The following is a 19,635-nucleotide window of genomic DNA, read 5'->3' on the forward strand; positions in this document are numbered from 1 at the left end:
TTTAAATATAACGATTATTTGGAGATGGGGCGGGGTTTTAATTTTTCAATAGCTAAAAGTTGAACTATTTAAAAATAGCATCAATTTTAAGTGCGAATTAGTTTTTTGCTAATTCCCAAGCCCATGCATGTTGAATGATTTCGGCTAAATCGCTGTATTGAGGTTGCCAACCAAAAGTATTTTTTGCGAGTGTAGCGTCAGCGACTAAGCGCGCAGGGTCGCCAGCTCTTCTTGGGGCATACGTGCGTGGGACTTCTTCCCCAGTGACTTTGCTTGCGGTCTGGACGACCTCATTGACGCTATAGCCCAAGCCATTGCCTAGGTTAAAAACGCCAGATTCGCCACCGTTGTTGAGATAGTTCATGGCTAATATATGCGCACTTGCTAAGTCCTCCACATGAATATAATCGCGGATACAAGTGCCATCTGGTGTGTCGTAATCTTGCCCAAATAGTTGCAGTGGTGGGCGTTTACCTGTAATGGCTTGTAATACAAGTGGAATCAAATGTGTTTCAGGGTCATGCTGTTCGCCGATGCGCGCTTGCGGGTCTGCACCTGCTGCGTTGAAGTAGCGTAGGGCAATGTATTTTTGCTGATGTGCGCTCGCAAAATCGGCAAGCATCTGCTCTACCATCAGTTTACTGCGTCCGTATGGATTAACCGCATTGGTTGGGTGTTGTTCATTAATCGGCGTATATAAAGGTTCACCATACACTGCGGCGGTAGAGGAAAACACCAAAGGCCCCACTTGATGATCGCGCAATGCTTCTAGTAAGGTGAGTGTTGCTGCCGTGTTGGCGCGATAATATTTCCCTGGATCTTTGACTGATTCGCTCACCACGATTTGCGATGCGAAGTGGAAAACACCCGAAAATTGATGTTGTTGAAATAGTTGGTCTAAAAATGCACGGTCTTCAAAGTCATGAACGATTAACTCGCCACCAAGGACTGCGGTTGCTTTACCTGCTGATAAATTATCGACAATAATCACACGGTGATGCTGCTCAATAAGCGCTTTGACAAGATGCGAGCCAATATAACCCGCGCCACCAATCACTAAAAATGTCGCATTTTTCACGGCGTGTCCTTGTTAATATAGTCCTTGTTGATAAAGTCCTTGCTGATAAATTTGCGTGCTAAATCAAATACGTCTTCTGCACTTGGTGTTTGCGCTTTACCGCCAATATTAATCGCTGCATTGTTGCCACCGCCCATCACCCCCGTGTATTCGGGGTTGGTATCTGTGTAAATGGCAATGCTTGGTTTATCTAACGCGGTTGAAAGGTGCATTAAGCCTGTGTCAACACCAATGTTAAATTGTGCATGTGCCAAAATCGTAGCCAGTGGCGTGAGTTTTAATTTAGGTAATACCAATGCATTGCTGGCTTGTTCAGCGATTGATTTCGCACGTTGTTCTTCAGCGGGGTTTGACCATGGTAGTACCAATGACAAGCCTGCTTCTTTAAGGTGTTTGGCTAGCGCGACCCAGTGAGAAATTGGCCAAAGTTTTGAATCTCGACTTGTGCCGTGTAGCCCAACAACATAGTGCGCTGGTAGCGCTAATGGAAGTGACTGTAATGAGGTGGCGGCTAAACCATAATCAGGCGCTGATGTTGGGATAGGGTAGTGTAGTGCAAGCGCAGCTAGTGCTCTGTTACGTGAGACTGCATGTTGTTGCTTGGCTACGTGATGTTTTTGCTTGTAAAAGAAGCTGGCAATTGGCTCGCGTGCAGAGTGGTAATCCATACCATGAATGTCGCCGTGGGAAAATTGGGCTAGTAGCGCACTTTTGAGCAGACCTTGCGTATCAATAATCAAATCATAAGTCGTAGGACTAAGGCGTTTTTTTAGTTCAGCAATTTCATGCCAAGTGTTACGATGTAACAGTGATTTACGCCAACGTCTAACAGCAACAGGGATAGTGTTGCGGACTTGTGGGTGTAAGCGAGGTATTTCTGCAAAGCTCTCTTCCACCATCCAGTCAAAGTGCGCGTCTGGGTAATGCGCACGAATATCGGCGATGATGGGGAGGTTGTGAATGACATCACCCATGGATGATGTTTTGACGAGCAGTATCTGCGGCATATCTAGCATTTTCGCATACAATTATATTTTTTGACCAGCAAGAGTACATATTGAAATTTTCATTCTTGATTTTTAAGTACTTTCCGTACGGCGGTATGCAGCGCGATATGTTGCGTACCGCAAATGAGCTTGTGAAGCGTGGTCACGAGGTGGAAATATTCACCATGCGTTGGGACGGTGAGTTGCCAGAGGTAACCACGCCATCAGCAATCAAGGTGCATGTGTTACCGCAAACAGGTTTGTTTAATTACCAACGCTATCAAAAATTTATTGATGCGGCTTTTAAGTTAATCAAGGCTGGCAAGTTTGATTATATTTTTGGCTACAACCGCATGGCGGGTCTGGACGCACATTTTGCAGCGGACCCTTGTTTTATTGAGCGTGCACATCAGCAACGCAGTTTTTTTTATAGATTGTTGCCACGCTATCAATGGTTTGCGGCATGTGAGCGCGCAATATTTTCGCACGATCAAAAAACAGAAGTGTTAGCAGTGTCACTCACTGAGAAACCGCATTTTCAAAAATGGTATGGCATTCAAGATGCACGGTATCACTATATTCCCCCATTTTTATCGCCAGAGCGGTTTGTATTGCAAGACAAGCAAGTGATGCGTACGTATCTGCGCGAGTCTTTTGGGTTTGGCGCTGATGATTTTGTTTATCTGCTGACAGGGTCAGGTTTCGCAATGAAGGGGCTGGATCGAGCGATTTTAGCGCTAGCCGCTTTGCCCGAGCACTTACGCAGCAATACACGCTTAGTTGCAGTGGGTCAGGATAATCCTAATACTTTCAACAAGATGGCAAAAAGCCTAGGTTTACAAAACAATGTGGTGATCTCAAAAGGGCGACCAGATATTCCACAGTTAATGCAAGGTGCTGATGTGTGTGTGCATCCAGCATACCGCGAAAACACTGGTTTGGTGATTTTAGAAGCGTTAGCTTGTGGCGCCCCGATATTAGTCACTGCAAGCTGTGGTTATGCGAACCACGTGGCAGATGCTCATGCTGGCATTGTGCATGCAATGCCATTTAACCAGGAGAAATTTAATCAGCAGTTTTTAGAAATGCGCCAATCAGCACAAAAGCAACAATGGTCTGTCAATGGATTGCAATATGCCAAAGAGATTATGCAAGCCAATGACGGCAGTGCTGAGGCGGCAATTTTGATTGAGCTTGCATTGCAGAAAACAAACGTTCATGACTAAAAAAACACTGGTAGTGTCCAATGAAATTAAGCCACACCTTGTGGGGCACGATGCATTCTCAGCCATGATGAATCTGTCAGGTAAGGTGTTTCGTGATGTTCGTGGGCGTAAGACCATGCAGCTCATGCTAGGCGGTAAAAGTTACTTTATTAAGCAACATTTTGGTGTAGGTTGGGCAGAGATTATCAAAAATCTGCTGAGCTTTAAAAAGCCCATATTAGGCGCAATGACCGAAGTAAACGCAATTCAAAAGCTTAACGAGATCGGGATTGCAACCACACCTTTGGCTGCCTATGGTGTAAGTGGTTGTAATCCTGCGACAGAGCAATCCTTTATACTCACTGATGATTTAGGTGACATTGTTTCTTTAGAGGACTTATGCTTAACTTGGGCGAGTAATCCGCCCACTATTAAGTTCAAACGTCGCTTAATTATTGAAGTGGCAAAACTGGCACGTAAGCTTCATGAGCGTGGCGTTAATCATCGTGATTTCTATCTTTGCCACCTTTGTTTAGATGCTGAATTACTCAAAAATGAAGAAATTAAACTTTATTTAATCGATTTGCATCGTGTGTTGATGCATCGTAGTGCTTCACAAAAACACTCAATGAAAGATATGGCCGCACTTTATTTTTCAAGTATGGATGTAGGGTTGTCACCACGTGATTATCTGCGATTTAAGCGTTACTATGGGCAGGGCTTTAGTATTTGTACTTCGCCGCATTTTTGGCGGCAGGTTGAAACCCGCGCCCAAAAACTATATGCCAAATTCCATAGCGATAAATTTCAAAAAAGACTCGCTAATGAAAAGCGATTGGTGGAGTAAGCAACTTTTAAATGATGGTTTTTACTTTTTAAGTGGCTGTCTTTACTTTGGTGTGATTGTCATTAAGTTAACGTTGCCAACACAGCCTCAGTGAATTGAAATGGACAATATGGTGAGCCGCCCAAGATCATCGTCACTTTGATTTAATCGCTATCTGTACTGGCCGTTTCATTTTTAACAGAATGTCTTCTTACTTTGTAACGTGGATACTGCCATAAGTATTGCTCTGGTTTTTGTTTCACCTGCGCCTCAATGACTTGATTAAGCAAGGTGGGCGTAGCAATTGAATCATCGGGCAGTTGGTTAAAATGCACGATATAGCCCTCACCGTTTTCGAGTCTTTCGCCAAATGCCATGATAATGGCAGCCCCAGTTTTATTGGCTAGTTTACTAGCAAGGGTCATGGTGTAAGCTGGTTTCCCAAAAAAATCCGCCCACTCACCTTCACCAGATGCTGGGATTTGGTCGGGTAAAATGCCGATAGCCTCACCTTTCTTTAATGCCTGCATCAGTGAGCGTACGCCATGTAAATTGGCTGGTGCTAGTTTTACATGACCTTTACTTCTGCCATCATTAATGAATGATTCCAGCCATGCTTGTTTTGGCGGACGAAATAACACGGTAACAGGGTGATGTTTACCATAATAAAGTGAGCATATTTCAAAACACCCTAAATGCGGTGTTAAAAAAATGATGCCTTTGTTTTTTGCAAGTGCCGCTTCTACCTCAGGCCACCCCTTACATTCTTTTACCCAATCTAGTACTTCGTGCTCTTTTTTTTGCCATAATGCAAAGCTCTCAAGCAGTGCTTTTGTATTTTCCTGCATGTTGCGTTTGATGGTGTGGATGAGATTTGCATCATCTTCGACCAGTTTGCTCTGTAATAAGTGGTCGCGAATACGTTTTTTAGATTCTGGCATCAGCCAAAATAGTAAACATCCCAAGATGGTGCCTAGGTGATGAATGCTTGGTAATGACAGAAATGAAAATGGCTTAAGTAGTAATTTCAACATGGCTAGAATCATAGCATAGGCCGCTATGATTGCTAAACAGCGGCACAAAACTTGAGATAAGTGATCCCTGATATAATCGATGTGCTAAGTGAAAGTCTAGTAGGTTTAAAGTTTCTCGTATTCATTGCCCGTATTTATAGATAGATAAACTAGATAATGAAAAAAATATTGATTGCACCACATCACCAAGTTTTGTTGGCAAGTTATCAGCTAGATAATTTTGAGGCTTTGTGGGAACACGAGATTGACTGGTTTGAAGAACCTAACCAGCGACGAGGCGGATGGAGTGGTGTAGGGCGACTAGAATTGAAGCAAGAAGGTTTAGCTAGTCTTAACGTGTTTGTTAAAAAACAGCAAAATCATGGACGGCGTACTTTATTACACCCTGTCAAAGGTGAGCCTACATTTAGGCGAGAGTTTGAGCGCTTACAGTTTTTAGCATCACATCAATTTGCGGCACCTAAAGTGGTATTTTATGCAGAGTCTGAGGTCGGTGGCTGTCAGCGTGCGATTTTAGTCACAGAAGCATTGGATGACTATCAGCCTTTAGATACATTTATGAGTACATGGCGCGACAAATTAAGTCGTCAGCAACAATCTACTTTTATTCAACAGCTTGCCATTGAGCTTAGTCGTTTTCACAAGCTGGGTCTGGTGCATCGTGCCTTATACCCAAAACATATTTTTGTGAAAGATGCGCACCAAAACGCGAGTATTGCTCTGATAGACCTAGAAAAAGCCAGATTTTCTCCTTGCCTCTTTTATCGAGCTTTCTTTGACCTTGCCGCGCTGAACCGACACGTGGAAGGTGTGCGTAAAACGCAAAAGCTAGCCTTTTTTATGCATTACTTTGGGATGACAAACTCACCATTAAAGCGAATGAGCGTTTTTTATCAATGGGTTTGTCGATGTATCGTTAAACGCAGTCAGCGCTAACTTGCTTTAATATCGTACATTTAGCTTCAAAACGTAGGCTTAAGGTTGGTAAAAAAACTTTTTGTTGTTTGAACTGCCAACCCATAACGGCCTTTCAGTAAATGCTGGGTTTATTACGCTTTTTGTTGCATCAAACTCATCAAAACTTAAGCCAGCTAAGTCAGCCCAAGTGTGAATGAAGTGACTGGTGCTATATGGTCGATTAGTCATACTATTCAAGTCCATATTAGTGCCGTTTTTCCATTCTGGAGATTGCCACATCATAAAAGGCACTGCATACATAGCTAAACTAGGCTTGCCTTCATTGCGACCAAGCATTTGATGTGGTGGCGTGTCGTACACATCTTCACCATGATCTGAGAGATAGACCATTAAACTACGATTATTTTTTACTTCCAATTGATCAATGAGGCTGGAGATAACGTGATCGTTATATAACACTGCATTGTCGTAAGTGTTAATCACTTCTACCTGATGGTTATCAAATACATCAGCAAGGCCTGAGCGGTCGTTGAATACTTCATACTCTGGTGGATAGCGATAGTTGTATTTCATATGCGTTCCCAGTAGATGGATAATAATGAATTTGCGTGGCGCTTCATCATTGAGCGCATTTTGAAACGGTTCAAACACATTTTCGTCGTATTCTCGTGAATTTTGTGCGCGGCTATTGTTCATGTAACGTTGCACATCCATCTGTTTAGAGAACGTTGTCAGCATGGTGTTGCGTTTGGTAATCGTTTGCTGGTTAGTAATCCAGTAAGTTTTGTAGCCTGCCTGTTGCATCACGTTCATTAATGATGGTTTTTTGAGTACAAGATCAGTGTGCTCTTGGTCAGCAAATGTCAGCACTTGTTCTAAAGCCTCTATCGTATATGGTCTGGCTGAAATGACATTATTAAAAACGGAAAGTTGATCTTTAATTTTGTCTAATTTTGGAGTGGTTGGTCTGCTGTAACCATACAAACTCATATGTTCACGATTTGTGGACTCACCTAAAACCAATACTAAGGTGGCAGGTAAGCCTGCATACTTGTCTTTAAGATTTTTAATCGGAGGTAGTTTGCTGTTTTGAGCGAGTAATGATTGCATGTTGTCGAGTTGCTCACGATATTGCAGGTAGCCCATAACCAATTGCCATGGTTCAGCAGGCTCTAAACGTATCTGTAATTTATCAACAGTATCTTCCCAAGATTTACCTTTGATGAAGTAATCCTTGAAAGTAGGAATTGCGATTGTGAGTGCAAGTATGATGCCACTGAAAATGAGTGCGTGCTTCTGAGATAACTCGATTGGACGAACGCGACGCCAAAGTGTAAATGCGACAAATGAATGTGCTACAAACACTAAAATCATCCACCACTTGAAATATTGAGCAACGTATTCAGAAGACTCCGCAGTATTTGACTCAAACATGATAAATAAGACGCTTTGGGAAAACTCTTGTCCATATATGCAGAAATAACCAAGGCTGAGCAAAGAGCTAATCCATAAAATAACGCCAATCAACCCTGAAATTGACTTGGTCTTTTTTGGAAAAAGCATCAATGGAATTAACCATAGTAAGCTGATATAGATTGCTTGCCTCAAGCCAACAAAAATTGTTGTATCAGTGACTTGTAATAAAAAGTGAGTAATACCTGAGAAGTAAAAGAAAAAGAGATAATTGTTTAATGCTGCCATTAAGTTATTATTGTTCAGTGCCATTCTTTTCAACATATGATTGTTTGCTATATGGATGATATCAAGCGCAAAATCATATCACACCTATTAGATGTTGAACGGTAGGTGTTGAAAAGCAGGTTGTGGTGAGATTATTTTAATTGGCGCATAATTACACTTTTAGCATTCAGCTAGCTGTTGAGATGTGCTTAATGACAAGGTGGCTTTTATCGGACTTCACTATTGACAGCATTTCCCTTGCCCCAAACCCCTAAAACTAAAAAATATTCATGGAACATTCATTTGTGACGCAACAGGAAATATTACGCACTTTTGGTATTGAGTCTGCCCGAGTCGCTTTGTTAAATGGTACTGAGCTTGAGATTAAGTCACTTGTTCGCATCGTGCCAAATAAAAGAATTGTATGCCGTGCGGTATGGAATGGGCAGGATGTGTATGCCAAGATATTTGTGGGTAAAAAAGCACATTATTATTGCGAGCGAGATAAGCGAGGCGTTGAGCAGTTAATTCAACATAATATTCAAACACCCCCGTTACTTATCGCAGATCGGTTAAAAGAGATAAATGCCGCAATCTTAGTATTTGCAGAAATTAAACCATCTGAAAATGCTGAGGTGATTTGGCAGTCATCGGCATCAAATCAGCGCTTTGATTTGGCTGTTCAATTGATGCGGGAACTTGCTGGGCATCATCGTGCCAATCTATTGCAAACAGATTTGTACCTAAAAAACTTTTTGGTCAGTGGTGAGCTTATTTACACGTTGGATGGTGATGGCATACGTCATTACCCTGCATTATCAAGAAAAAAAGCGTTGGATAATGTTGCTACTTTGTTATCTAAATTTGACGTATTAGATATGCAAGCTTGGTTACCTAATCTGCTTCAAGTTTATGCGGGAAGCGCGAGGCATAGGCTGCCAAGCCATCCGCATATGTTGCGATTGATTAATCACAAGCGTAAACAAACGACTAATCACTATGCAAATGTCAAGGTTTTTAGAAAGTGCACAGATGTGGATGTTGAGCGAACTTCGCGTCATTTTCATGCAATATCAACGCAATTTCTTTTTAATCACTCAACAATGACCGCTGAAAAGTTAGATGATTTGATTGATACACAAGCACGCTTAAAAAGTGGCAATACTTGTACTGTTGCGCTGGCTAATGTGGAAAATGTGCCATTAGTCATTAAACGCTACAATATCAAAAGCTTTTGGCATGGTGTCGCACGGGCATTGCGCCAAACACGTGCTGCGGCTTCTTGGGCGAACGCACATCGCTTAACGTTGCTAGGTATTGCCGCGCCTAAGCCCATTGCGCTAATTGAGCAACGTTATTTTGGCTTAAGAGGCAAAGCTTATTTTATCAGCGAATATCTAGAAGCCCCTGATGCTGAAATGTTTTTTGAACGGCAGCAAGAGCAAGTTACACGTGCCCATGCGATCCACAATATTGTGATTTTATTTTATCGCCTGTATTTGCTTAAAATATCTCATGGCGATACGAAAGCGACCAATATTAAGTTGCTTGATGGCTTGCCGTGGTTGATTGATCTTGACAGTATGCGCCAGCACGACTGGGATAGATTTGCATTGAAAGCACATATTCAGGATTTAAAACGCTTCATGAAAAATTGGCAAGATGAGCCTAGCCTGTATAATGCGTTTATTAAAGAATTTTTTGCTGTTTATGCAGATCCTCTTCCTTTGCGATTAGCGGGTCTGTCTCATTATTAATGATAGTTTTTGAGATGTTTACATGATAGTTTTAGGTTTATCTGGTGCATTAGGACACGACGCTTCAGCGGCTATTTTGGTCGACGGTAAAATTATTGCAGCGGCGGAAGAAGAGCGTTTTATTCGCGATAAGCATGCGAAAAACAAATTTCCGTATGAAGCTGCAAAATTTTGTATGAAGCAAGCTGGCATCAAACCAGAGCAGGTTGATATTGTCGCTTTTCCTTATGCTGAAATTCCATTAAGTACGAGTGCGCGTTGGCATTACGCTAAACGTCACTGGTATGCACCAGACCGTGCGCTAGATGCGATTTTTAATGGCAATCGCCGTTTCCGTCGTAATCGCGATAAATCTTTAAAATTAATGGCTGACTTAGGCTTAACTAACGCTAAGTTCGTGCCTGTTGAGCATCACTTGGCGCATGCTTCAAGTGCTTACCATTTGAGCGGATTTAAAGAAAAAACAGCGATTGTTGGTATTGATGGTAAAGGTGAGTACGCGACCACATTCTTTGGCTATGGTGAAAACGGAAAAATTCATAAAATCAAAGAGTTTTACGATCCTGACTCGTTAGGTGGCATGTATGGCGCAATCACCGAGTATCTTGGTTTTGAGATGCTAGATGGTGAGTTTAAAGTCATGGGCATGGCGCCGTATGGTGATGCAAGCAAATATGATTTATCTAAGTTAGTGACGTTTGAAAACGGTGATTTACGCATTAATACTGAGCTGGTAAACGTGGTTGGCTTACGTCGCTATAAAGAAAATGGTAAAGGTTATTATTTCACACCTGAATTAATTGAATGGCTAGGCCCTAAGCGCCACGGCGATGAAATTGATGATCCTTATATTCACTATGCAGCTTCTGTACAGGCATTGCTAGAAGATGTGGCGCTGAAAATGATTGATTATTACCTCGGTGATATTATCAAAGAAACTGGCCGCATTGCGATGGCGGGGGGTGTAGCGCTTAATGTGAAATTGAACCAACGTATTATTGCCATGCCTCATGTGAAAGAGTTGTTCGTACAGCCTGCATCAGGGGACAATGGAACTTCATTGGGCGCGGCAACTTATGCGGCGCACTTGGCGGGCGATTCAATTCAAAAAATGGAACATGCCTACTTAGGGCCAGCTTTTACATCAGAAGAATGTATCGCGGCATGTGAGGCACATCCGCAGAAGCCAATTTTTACACGCGTTGAAAATGCAGCGCAAAAAGGTGCTGAACTGTTAGCGAGCGGCAACCCTCTTGCATGGTTGCAAGGCCGTATGGAGTTTGGTCCGCGCTCACTTGGTTGCCGTAGTATTTTAGGCGACCCAAGTTATCCTGGGGTGGCAGATCGTATTAATGCGCAAATTAAATATCGTGAGCGCTGGCGTCCGTTCTGCCCGAGCATGCTTGACCGTGTTGCACCTGATATTTTGCAAACTGAGCACCCAGCACCTTACATGACGTTTACGTTTGATGTAGCCGAACATTGGAAGCCACGCATTCCAGAAGTCGTGCATGAAGATGGTACTGCGCGAGCACAGGTGGTCACGCGAGAAACTAACCCGCGTTACTATGAACTGATTGAGCATCTTGAAAAGTTACGTGGTGTACCAGTCGTGCTGAATACCTCGTTAAATCGTCGTGGTGAGCCTATGATTTGTTCGCCGACCGATGCGTTGAATATGTTTTATGGTTGCGACCTAGAGTATTTGATGATGGAAGATGTTTTAGTGACTAAAAAATGATTTGATGTAAATTAAGAAGGTCTAGATTGATGTCAAACAAAAGCCGCTAATAAGCGGCTTTTGTTTGACGATATGCCTTAGTTTAGCGATAATCGGGGTTGATGTTTATCTTTACTTAGTAAGTCATTTTTATTATTAAGTTCCGCTAGTTAAGTCAGTTATCTGAGTAGAGTATCTAAAATTATGAAACAGTCCCATATAGAAGTTACTGAACGTATTATTGAGAAAAGCCGCCCAACGCGCACGGCCTATTTGAACCGTTTAGATGATATTGTTAATCGACCACGTGGCGCAGACCGTCTAGGTTGTGCCAACGTAGCCCATGCTTTTGCTGCAATGCCCGCTAATGATAAGTTGCGTGTGGTGGTAGAAAAAGCACCTAATATCGGTATTGTTACCGCCTATAACGAGATGCTTTCGGCACATCAGCCTTATGTTAACTATCCTGATATTATTCGCGATGAAGCACATAAATACGGTGCGACTGTTCAAGTGGCTGGTGGCGTACCAGCGATGTGTGATGGCATTACCCAAGGCGAGCCAGGCATGGAGTTGTCGCTATTTAGCCGCGATACGATTGCGATGGGTACTGCGATTGCACTTTCACATGATGTGTTCGACGCTGCATTGTTATTAGGTATCTGCGATAAAATCGTGCCAGGTCTTTTGATTGGTGCGTTGCAGTTTGGGCATTTGCCTTGTGTATTTGTGCCAGCAGGTCCAATGAGCACTGGTATTGATAACACTACTAAATCTAAAGTACGTGAGCAGTATGCGCAAGGTAAAGTTGGTCGTGAAGAGTTGCTTGCCTCAGAGTCGGCGGCCTATCATGGTGCTGGTACCTGTACGTTCTACGGCACTGCTAATAGCAACCAAATGTTGATGGAAGCCATGGGCTTGCATGTGCCTGGTGCTGCATTTGTACACCCTCACGAAGGATTGCGCGAGTTGCTCACGCGTGAATCTGTGAAAATGGTGTTAAATAACATCAAGAGTAAAAACTTCACGCCGATTGGCCGCATGGTAGATGAGCATGTGATTGTGAACGCAATGGTGGCTTTGCTGGCTACTGGCGGTTCTACTAATCATTTGATTCACTGGGTCGCAATTGCGCGCGCAGCAGGCATTATTATTGATTGGACTGACTTCTACCATTTAGCTAAAACAACGCCACTATTAGCGAGTGTTTATCCTAATGGTAGAGCAGACGTGAATGAATTTCAGTCTGCAGGCGGTCCAGCATTTGTGATTCGTGAATTGATTGAGGCTGGTTACATGTTCCCTGACGTGTTAACCGTTGCGCACGGTGGTTTACGTGAGTACGGTAAATTGCCAGTTAAAGAAGAAAATAAAGTAGTTTGGAAAGATTTGCCAAAAGAAAGCAGTGATGAAACGATCGTGCGCACAGCGGCATTCCCATTCAGTGAGTCAGGTGGCTTGCGCTTACTTAAAGGTAATTTGGGTCGTAGCGTGATTAAAATCTCAGCAGTGCCTGAAGATCGTCACATCATTGAAGCACCAGCGATTGTATTTGATGCACAGGAAGAGTTATTAGCCGCGTTTGACCGTGGTGAGCTCGAAAAAGACTTTGTTGCAGTGGTGCGTTTCCAAGGACCTAAAGCCAACGGTATGCCAGAGTTACACAAGTTAACACCACCAATGGCTGTGTTGCAAAACAAAGGATTTAAAGTGGCAATTGTGACCGATGGCCGTATGAGTGGGGCATCAGGCAAGATTCCAGCAGCTATCCATTTAAGCCCAGAAGCCTCAGCGGGTGGTCCATTAGCTAAAGTGCGTGATGGCGATATTATTCGCCTCAATGCGACTGTAGGCATGGTAAACGTGCTTGTCGATGAAGATGAGTGGGCAGAGCGTGAAGTTGCTGAGCTTTCTGATAGCAAGCGCCATAGCAATGCACATGGCTTTGGTCGTGAGTTGTTTGGAGGTATGCGTAAGAACGTACTATCAGCCGAAGAAGGCGCAGTCACTTGGTTGTAACTTTGCAAATCAGCCGATAACGTTGTTACATTTCGCTTGCCGTACTGTTCGTACTGTCTGCGCTCATGTGCCTAGTTCTCAGCTGATTATCAAAGTTTAAATAGCCATTTGGCCAAAATAAAACTAACCAAAATATTAAACTAGCATTCCCGTCGTTCCCTGAGCTTGTCGAAGGGTGGTGAGAATCCAGTAAAAAATAAATTAACATCATAGGTAGAAAAAATGAGTACATTAGATTTAGCTAATCACGGTCCAGTGATTCCAGTGATTGTGATTAACAGAGTAGAAGATGCTGTGCCAATGGCAGAAGCATTGCTTGAAGGTGGCATTAAAGTGTTAGAAGTCACATTACGCACTTCATGCGCTTTAGCAGGTATGGAAGAAATTGCTAAGCATGTGCCAGATGCAATTTTAGGATCAGGTACAGTGCGTAATCTTAAAGATGCACAAGCGTCTAAAGATGCTGGTTGTCAGTTTGCGGTAAGTCCTGGTTACACTAGCGAACTAGGTCAATATGCACGTAAAATCGGCTTGCCATTGTTGCCAGGCGTTTCTACGGGCTCAGAAATCATGATGGCTAATGCGGATGATTACTACTTTTTAAAACTATTCCCAGCAGTGGCAGTGGGTGGTATTAATTTGTTAAAAGGCTTTTCAGGTCCATTTGGTGATGTGAAATTCTGCCCAACTGGTGGCGTGACTGTTGAGAGCGCACCACAGTTTTTAGCGTTGCCTAACGTGGTAGTTTGCGGTGGTACATGGTTAACACCAGCTGATGCTGTGGCACGTAAAGATTGGGCACACATTACTAAGTTAGCTAAAGAGGCGAGTGCGATTAAAGCGGCTTAGGTGAACGCCCTGAAATAGTGACTAAGGTCACTAAACGTTATATCAGAAAGCTATCATCGGGCTTTGTACTAAACATTAGTGCAAAGCCCTTTTTTATTGAGATTCAAAGTTTGGATAAAGTTTGCAGATAGATATCAAAAAATATAAAACTATCGTGTTTGATTGTGATGGCGTTGTGCTGGACTCTAACGTGGTTAAGACTGAAGCATATTTTCGTACAGCTAAGCACTTAGGCGCTACCGATGAACAGGCGCAAGCTTTGGTTGATTATCACGTGAGGTTAGGGGGTATTTCTCGCTATCATAAGTTTGATTATTACCTACGTGAAATTACACATCAACCTGTCACTCAAGAAGCCATTCAAATTTTATTAGATGAATTTGCACGCGAGCTTGCAGTCGTGTTGATGGAATGTGAAATAGCCGAGGGTCTAGATGCATTGCGACAAGCCACACCACAAGCTAAGTGGATGATACTATCTGGTGGAGATCAGCAAGAGATTCGTACTTTGTTTGCTAAGCGGGATTTAGCAAAGTACTTTGATGGTGGCTTGTTTGGAAGCCCAGATAACAAAGATACGGTATTAGCACGTGAAAAAGAAAACGGCCACTTGCAGTCCCCAGCCTTGTTTATTGGGGATAGTAAATATGACTTTGAGGCAGCAACACGTGCAGGTTTGGATTTTGTATTTCTAAGCGATTGGACTGAGGTAGCTGATTGGCAGGATTATTGTAAAAAAAATCAAATCAATGTCGCTAAAAATCTGATGGAACTACTATGATTGCTAGCCTTAATAAGTGGATACGCCCAAGTTTGTTGCTCACACACGATACATTTGACCAGATGATTTCTGGTGGCGAAGTGTTAGAGCAAGATGAGCGTGGCTATAAGGTCATTAAATTAAACTCAGGCGATATTTTAAAAATATTCAGATTAAGACGTAGAGTTAGCGGCGCAAGTATTTACTCAAACGCACGCAAGTTCGCACGTAATGCAGAAAGATTGCAGGCTTTAGGTATCAATACCGTTCAAATTAAGCAACTTTATCATTTTGAGCATTCAACCAATACCGCAGTTTTGTATTCACCTTTGGTGGGATTCACACTGAAAAAATTATTAGAGGGCAATTTACTTAATCAGGAAATGGCGTTTGCTTTAGGTGGCTATGTGGCAAAGTTGCATCAACTGGGCATTCACTTTCGATCCTTACATATGGGCAATATTGTCATTACCCCAGAAGGTGAATATGGCTTGATAGATATCTCTGATATGAGCATTTATGCTTGGCCATTATTTGGTAATACCAGAGCAAGAAACTTTAAGCACTTAACGCGCTATCCTGATGACATCATTAAGCTAGGTGAATCAAGTTGGGAAAGTTTTAAAGAAGGCTATTTATCTAACGCTCAATTAAACGAAGTATCTAAAAGTAAATTGCGAAACGCTTTAAATAAGGCAGTGAGTTTTAGGCCTTTGAGTGACATTTAGTTAGGAGCAGGAATTTTGTACGTTCTTCAAATCTGCCATTGTTATTATCCTCCGTTTTTAGATTGTGCCAGACAATACGCACAACTTTTTCAAGGTACTGGTATTAAGGTAATCACGGTTTATCTCACAGGCGAACCAGATGATTCGGTTGTGAAGGGTAGTGCATCAGATGAAGTGATTTTTCTGGGCTATCAAAGTAAGCAGGTAAGAGGTTTAAAGTTAGGTGCGATTAAACAAATCAAGCAGATAGTAAAAACTAAACCCTTTTTGTTTTGTATTGCCCATCGCGCTAAGCCTACTTATGTGGCGCTATTAGCAACCAACTTGCCAGTGGTGAGTGTTCGCCATAACTATGGTGATTTTGGAAGATTCTCACGTCGTGTGATGGTGAGTTTGTTCAAAAAACGTCTTCTGTTACTAGGCGTATCTGACTCAGTGAGAGATGAAATAAGAGCGCAGTTGCCTCAATGGCCACATCATCAAATAGAGACTTTATACAACCGAATTGATGTGGCCGCAACGCAATCGGCATTTTTACCTAAGCAAGAGGCTAAACAGTTTTTAGGGTTACCAGAGCATGCTTGGGTGGTTGGTAATGTGGGCAGACTGCATCATGATAAAGATCAGGCAACGCTGTTGCGTGGCTTTCAAAAAGCACTACCCCAATTAGCCGTTGGAAGTTTACTGGTGGTGATGGGCAAGGGGCCACTGGAAAAAGATTTAAAACAGTTGGCGCAAGACTTAGGCATCACTGCATCTGTTGTTTTTACAGGCAATGTGCCAGAGGGAAAGCAATACTTTAAGGCTTTTGATGTATTTGCCTTAACATCAGATCATGAACCATTTGGTATGGTGTTGCTAGAGGCAATGGCGGCTGGCTTGCCAATTATTTGTAGTGATTGTGGTGGCGGAAAAGAAGTAGTGCAAGATGTAGGGCGGCTGTACCCCCTAGGTGATGATGGTGCTTTGGCTAAATCTCTAGTAGAGACTTACGAAAATAGAACCAATGTTAACCAAGCAGAAATTATACAAGCGCTACATCATCGCTTTTCTGACGAGGCAGTACGCGCAAATTTTTGGGCTTTGTCGTTTGTAAGCGATTTTGTAAAGCGTAAGTAATGCCATGAGCAATCACGAACAAATAAAACTAAATAGCATTTGTATCATCATCCCATATTTTGGTAAGTGGCCAGTTTGGATGCCTTACTATTGGGAAACTTGCAGGTTCAACGCCGATATCAATTGGGTATTTTATACAGATTGCGGCATGCCTGAGCATTTACCATCCAATGTGAAAGTGATTGAAATTAGCTATGCTGACTATTGTCAGTTTGTCTCAAGAAAATTGACAATCCAATTTTCACCTTCTAACCCTTACAAACTATGCGACATTAAACCACTACTGGGTTATTTGCATGAGGATGAGTTGAAGGACTATGACTTCTGGGGTTTTGGGGACATAGATCTTATTTATGGGGACTTACGAGCATATTTCACCCAAGCGCGACTTGCTAAAAAAGATTTATTTTCAACCCATGCTAGACGTATTTCAGGACATTTGTGTTTGATAAGAAATACGGTAGAGATGCGTACCGCTTTCAAAAAAGTAAAGGGATGGCAAGCGCTTATTGCAAGTGATCAGCATCAAGCATTTGATGAAAAAGCGTTTAGTAAAGTATTTTTAAGGCACAAAAATTCACCACGATTTGTACGCTGGGTTGCTGGGCTGATGGACCCTTGGCTTAAAAAAGCAGAGTTCATTGAGGCCTACAGCACACCAAATGCAAAAATCGCTTGGATAGATGGTACGTATCGCAACCCAACAGAGTGGGTTTGGGAAAAAGGCCGATTAACTAATGATATTGATGGTAATAGGCAGTTTCCATACTTTCACTTTATGGTGTGGAAAAAAAGCTGGGGTACTTTGAGTAATCAAGCGTTGACTCAGAGCACTATTATAAACCTTGACGTATTTTTAATAACCGATAGTGGTTTTGTAAATAAGTAGAACAATTATCTACTTATCGATATCAATATAAGCAACAGTTATGCAGATTGCATCAGTAATTCAATAAAATATATAACATTCAAACTTAAAAGAGTCTATGAAATATCGTTCAGAAATAGATGGTTTACGTGCATTAGCAGTAACTTCAGTAATTCTTTTCCATGCCGGGCTCAAAGCTGTAAGTGGAGGATATGTTGGGGTTGATATTTTTTTTGTAATCAGTGGCTTTTTAATCACAACCATTATTCTTAGTGAGATTCAGGCAGGTAATTTCTCTATTGCGAATTTCTATGAAAGAAGAGTAAGAAGAATACTGCCAGCGCTTTTCTTTGTAATGTTAGTTTGCGTTCCGTTTGCCTGGGTAGTGCTGAGTCCGTACGATATGAAGTATTTCAGTAAAAGTCTGGCATATGTCTCCATTTTTCTATCCAACACTATTTTTTACAAACAAAGTGGCTATTTTGATGCAGCCACAGAGTTAAAACCCTTATTACATACCTGGAGTCTTGGTATTGAAGAGCAGTATTATGTTTTCTTTCCGTTAATATTAATTTTACTTTGGCGTTACGCTAGAAATTACATACTTCATGCATTAACTGCAATTTTCATTATTAGCCTACTTTATGCGCAGTATAAAGTGCAAGTGAAGCCAGCTGCGGCATTTTACTTACTACAGTCAAGGATTTGGGAGTTGATGGCTGGCTCAATATCAGCTGTGTTAGTTAATAAAGACTTATACGGAATGCAAACAGGAAAGCTTAAAAATCCATTATCTATTGCGGGGTTTATTTTAGTTTTAATAGCTATTTTTGGGTTTGACAAGGCAACTCCATTTCCAAGTTTTTATACCTTGATACCTATTTTAGGCACAGTGTTAATCATTTTGTTCGGCACTGAAAAAACATTGATAGCCAGACTTTTCTCATTTAGACCTATAGTAGGTGTGGGCTTAATAAGTTTTAGTGCTTACCTATGGCACCAGCCCATATTTGCATTTTATAGACATCAAAGTTATTTAGAGCCCTCATTAATCGAAATGTTTATATTGATATGCGCCGTTCTTATATTAGCTATCTTAACTTGGAAGTATATAGAGCAGCCTTTTCGTAATAGAAACTTTCTTAATAGGAAACAGATTTTTACAATCGCGCTGATAGTTTCGTTAGGATTTATTAGTTTTGGTCTTGTTGGGTACTACAATAATGGCTTTCTAAGCAGGCTCTCACAGAATGAGCAAGCAATTAACGACTATAGAAATCATGGAGGAGATTGGCGCAGAGGCTCTTGCTTTTTGGGACTTGAGCCAGACAACGTATCATACGTACCTGAGTGTTTTGCAAATGGAGATCAGCGTCAAACGATACTGTTATGGGGTGACTCACATGCAGCAGCGCTATATTCAGGCCTTAGAAAAAAAACAGACCAATTGACACAGCTAACAGCCGCTGGGTGCCCGCCAGTGTTAAACGATGACTATGATGTATCTAAAACAAATAAGAAGTGTGTTGCTGCAAATAAATTAGTAAGTCAGTTTGTTAAAAATAAAAAACCAGGAAAAATATTTTTACATGCCGTTTGGGATGGTTATACGGACGAAAAGATTCTAATAGGATTGGGGCAGACTTTAAATTTTATACAATCGGTATCTCCAGAATCTAAAGTATATATAATAGGACTTGTTCCTCAATGGAAGCCAACCTTGCCTGATGTTGCCCTGCGTAAGCACGTTTCACTAGATAAGGAAACATATCTGAAAATGCCTTTGTATAATAAACTTTATCAACTAGAAGAAAAAATTAAAGTAGTCTCTGATCAGCATAATGTAAGTTACATATCACCTTTTGCTAGGATGTGCCAGTTAGATCAATGTCTTGCAGTAGGACGTGTAGACAATAGGTTTGCATTAACAGCTTTTGATTACGGTCATTTGACTGAAGAAGGTGCTGATATTTTGGCTGACTACATATTTAGTAAACAGTAGCTCCTAATTGAAAATAAGATCTATTATTCGGGGACATTACAGCTAATATTTTGATGCTGTAGTAGATATAACTCTATAGTCTATTT

The 19,635-nt window shown here is 41.7% G+C and carries 16 protein-coding genes; 12 read left to right on the plus strand and 4 right to left on the minus strand.

Annotation, left to right across the window (positions count from 1 at the left end; translation table 11 throughout):
• Positions 1-97: 97 nt before the first annotated feature.
• Both galE and waaC read right to left on the minus strand, forming a co-directional pair.
• Positions 98-1,078, minus strand: a complete 981-nt coding sequence (gene galE, locus Q7U33_RS01825; RefSeq protein ID WP_304857854.1) for a UDP-glucose 4-epimerase GalE — start codon at positions 1,076-1,078, stop codon at positions 98-100.
• Positions 1,075-2,094, minus strand: coding sequence for a lipopolysaccharide heptosyltransferase I (gene waaC / locus Q7U33_RS01830; protein WP_304857856.1), 1,020 nt, complete (start codon positions 2,092-2,094; stop codon positions 1,075-1,077). Before waaC ends, galE begins: the two co-directional genes overlap by 4 nt.
• A 41-nt stretch (positions 2,095-2,135) precedes the next feature.
• Here waaC and Q7U33_RS01835 point away from each other — a divergent pair, with 41 nt between their 5' ends.
• Both Q7U33_RS01835 and rfaP read left to right on the plus strand, forming a co-directional pair.
• The gene (locus Q7U33_RS01835; RefSeq protein ID WP_304857858.1) at positions 2,136-3,290 is read left to right on the plus strand and encodes a glycosyltransferase family 4 protein; all 1,155 of its coding nucleotides are present in this window, start codon (positions 2,136-2,138) and stop codon (positions 3,288-3,290) included.
• Positions 3,283-4,116 carry a lipopolysaccharide core heptose(I) kinase RfaP gene (gene rfaP / locus Q7U33_RS01840; RefSeq protein WP_304857859.1) on the plus strand — a complete coding sequence of 278 codons (834 nt, stop codon included), beginning with the start codon at positions 3,283-3,285 and terminating at the stop codon, positions 4,114-4,116. The genes Q7U33_RS01835 and rfaP overlap by 8 nt, the downstream gene beginning before the upstream one ends.
• A gap of 143 nt (positions 4,117-4,259) precedes the next feature.
• Here rfaP and Q7U33_RS01845 read toward each other — a convergent pair whose 3' ends face one another.
• Positions 4,260-5,129: a lysophospholipid acyltransferase family protein gene (locus Q7U33_RS01845; protein WP_304857861.1), complete on the minus strand. Its 870-nt coding sequence runs from the start codon at positions 5,127-5,129 to the stop codon at positions 4,260-4,262.
• 156 nt (positions 5,130-5,285) lie between these two features.
• Here Q7U33_RS01845 and Q7U33_RS01850 point away from each other — a divergent pair, with 156 nt between their 5' ends.
• Positions 5,286-6,065 carry a lipopolysaccharide kinase InaA family protein gene (locus Q7U33_RS01850; protein ID WP_304857862.1) on the plus strand — a complete coding sequence of 260 codons (780 nt, stop codon included), beginning with the start codon at positions 5,286-5,288 and terminating at the stop codon, positions 6,063-6,065.
• Between the two features lie 39 nt (positions 6,066-6,104).
• On the opposite strand, the gene cptA is transcribed toward Q7U33_RS01850, so the two are convergent.
• Positions 6,105-7,784, minus strand: coding sequence for a phosphoethanolamine transferase CptA (gene cptA, locus Q7U33_RS01855; protein WP_304857864.1), 1,680 nt, complete (start codon positions 7,782-7,784; stop codon positions 6,105-6,107).
• A gap of 233 nt (positions 7,785-8,017) precedes the next feature.
• Between cptA and Q7U33_RS01860 the strand changes: the two genes are divergently transcribed.
• The 9 genes from Q7U33_RS01860 (at position 8,018) to Q7U33_RS01900 (ending at position 19,549) form a co-directional block, all read left to right on the plus strand.
• Positions 8,018-9,484: a lipopolysaccharide kinase InaA family protein gene (locus Q7U33_RS01860; protein WP_304857865.1), complete on the plus strand. Its 1,467-nt coding sequence runs from the start codon at positions 8,018-8,020 to the stop codon at positions 9,482-9,484.
• A 22-nt stretch (positions 9,485-9,506) separates the two neighbouring features.
• On the plus strand, positions 9,507-11,225 hold the full coding sequence (locus Q7U33_RS01865; RefSeq protein ID WP_304857866.1) for a carbamoyltransferase: 1,719 nt from the start codon (positions 9,507-9,509) through the stop codon (positions 11,223-11,225).
• Between the two features lie 183 nt (positions 11,226-11,408).
• The gene (gene edd / locus Q7U33_RS01870; RefSeq protein WP_304857868.1) at positions 11,409-13,223 is read left to right on the plus strand and encodes a phosphogluconate dehydratase; all 1,815 of its coding nucleotides are present in this window, start codon (positions 11,409-11,411) and stop codon (positions 13,221-13,223) included.
• Between the two features lie 222 nt (positions 13,224-13,445).
• Positions 13,446-14,072 (plus strand): bifunctional 4-hydroxy-2-oxoglutarate aldolase/2-dehydro-3-deoxy-phosphogluconate aldolase, encoded by a 627-nt coding sequence (gene eda, locus Q7U33_RS01875; RefSeq protein ID WP_304857870.1) that lies wholly within the window; start codon positions 13,446-13,448, stop codon positions 14,070-14,072.
• Between the two features lie 121 nt (positions 14,073-14,193).
• Positions 14,194-14,853 (plus strand): HAD family hydrolase, encoded by a 660-nt coding sequence (locus Q7U33_RS01880; protein ID WP_304857872.1) that lies wholly within the window; start codon positions 14,194-14,196, stop codon positions 14,851-14,853.
• Positions 14,850-15,560: a toluene tolerance protein gene (locus Q7U33_RS01885; RefSeq protein WP_304857873.1), complete on the plus strand. Its 711-nt coding sequence runs from the start codon at positions 14,850-14,852 to the stop codon at positions 15,558-15,560. Before Q7U33_RS01880 ends, Q7U33_RS01885 begins: the two co-directional genes overlap by 4 nt.
• A 15-nt stretch (positions 15,561-15,575) precedes the next feature.
• Positions 15,576-16,679, plus strand: coding sequence for a glycosyltransferase (locus tag Q7U33_RS01890; protein ID WP_304857874.1), 1,104 nt, complete (start codon positions 15,576-15,578; stop codon positions 16,677-16,679).
• 4 nt (positions 16,680-16,683) lie between these two features.
• Positions 16,684-17,568, plus strand: coding sequence for a DUF6625 family protein (locus Q7U33_RS01895; protein WP_304857876.1), 885 nt, complete (start codon positions 16,684-16,686; stop codon positions 17,566-17,568).
• 97 nt (positions 17,569-17,665) lie between these two features.
• Positions 17,666-19,549, plus strand: a complete 1,884-nt coding sequence (locus Q7U33_RS01900; RefSeq protein ID WP_304857877.1) for an acyltransferase family protein — start codon at positions 17,666-17,668, stop codon at positions 19,547-19,549.
• The last annotated feature ends 86 nt before the right edge of the window (positions 19,550-19,635 follow it).

This window comes from Methylotenera sp. (assembly GCF_030653755.1).
Taxonomy (GTDB): Bacteria; Pseudomonadota; Gammaproteobacteria; order Burkholderiales; family Methylophilaceae; genus Methylotenera.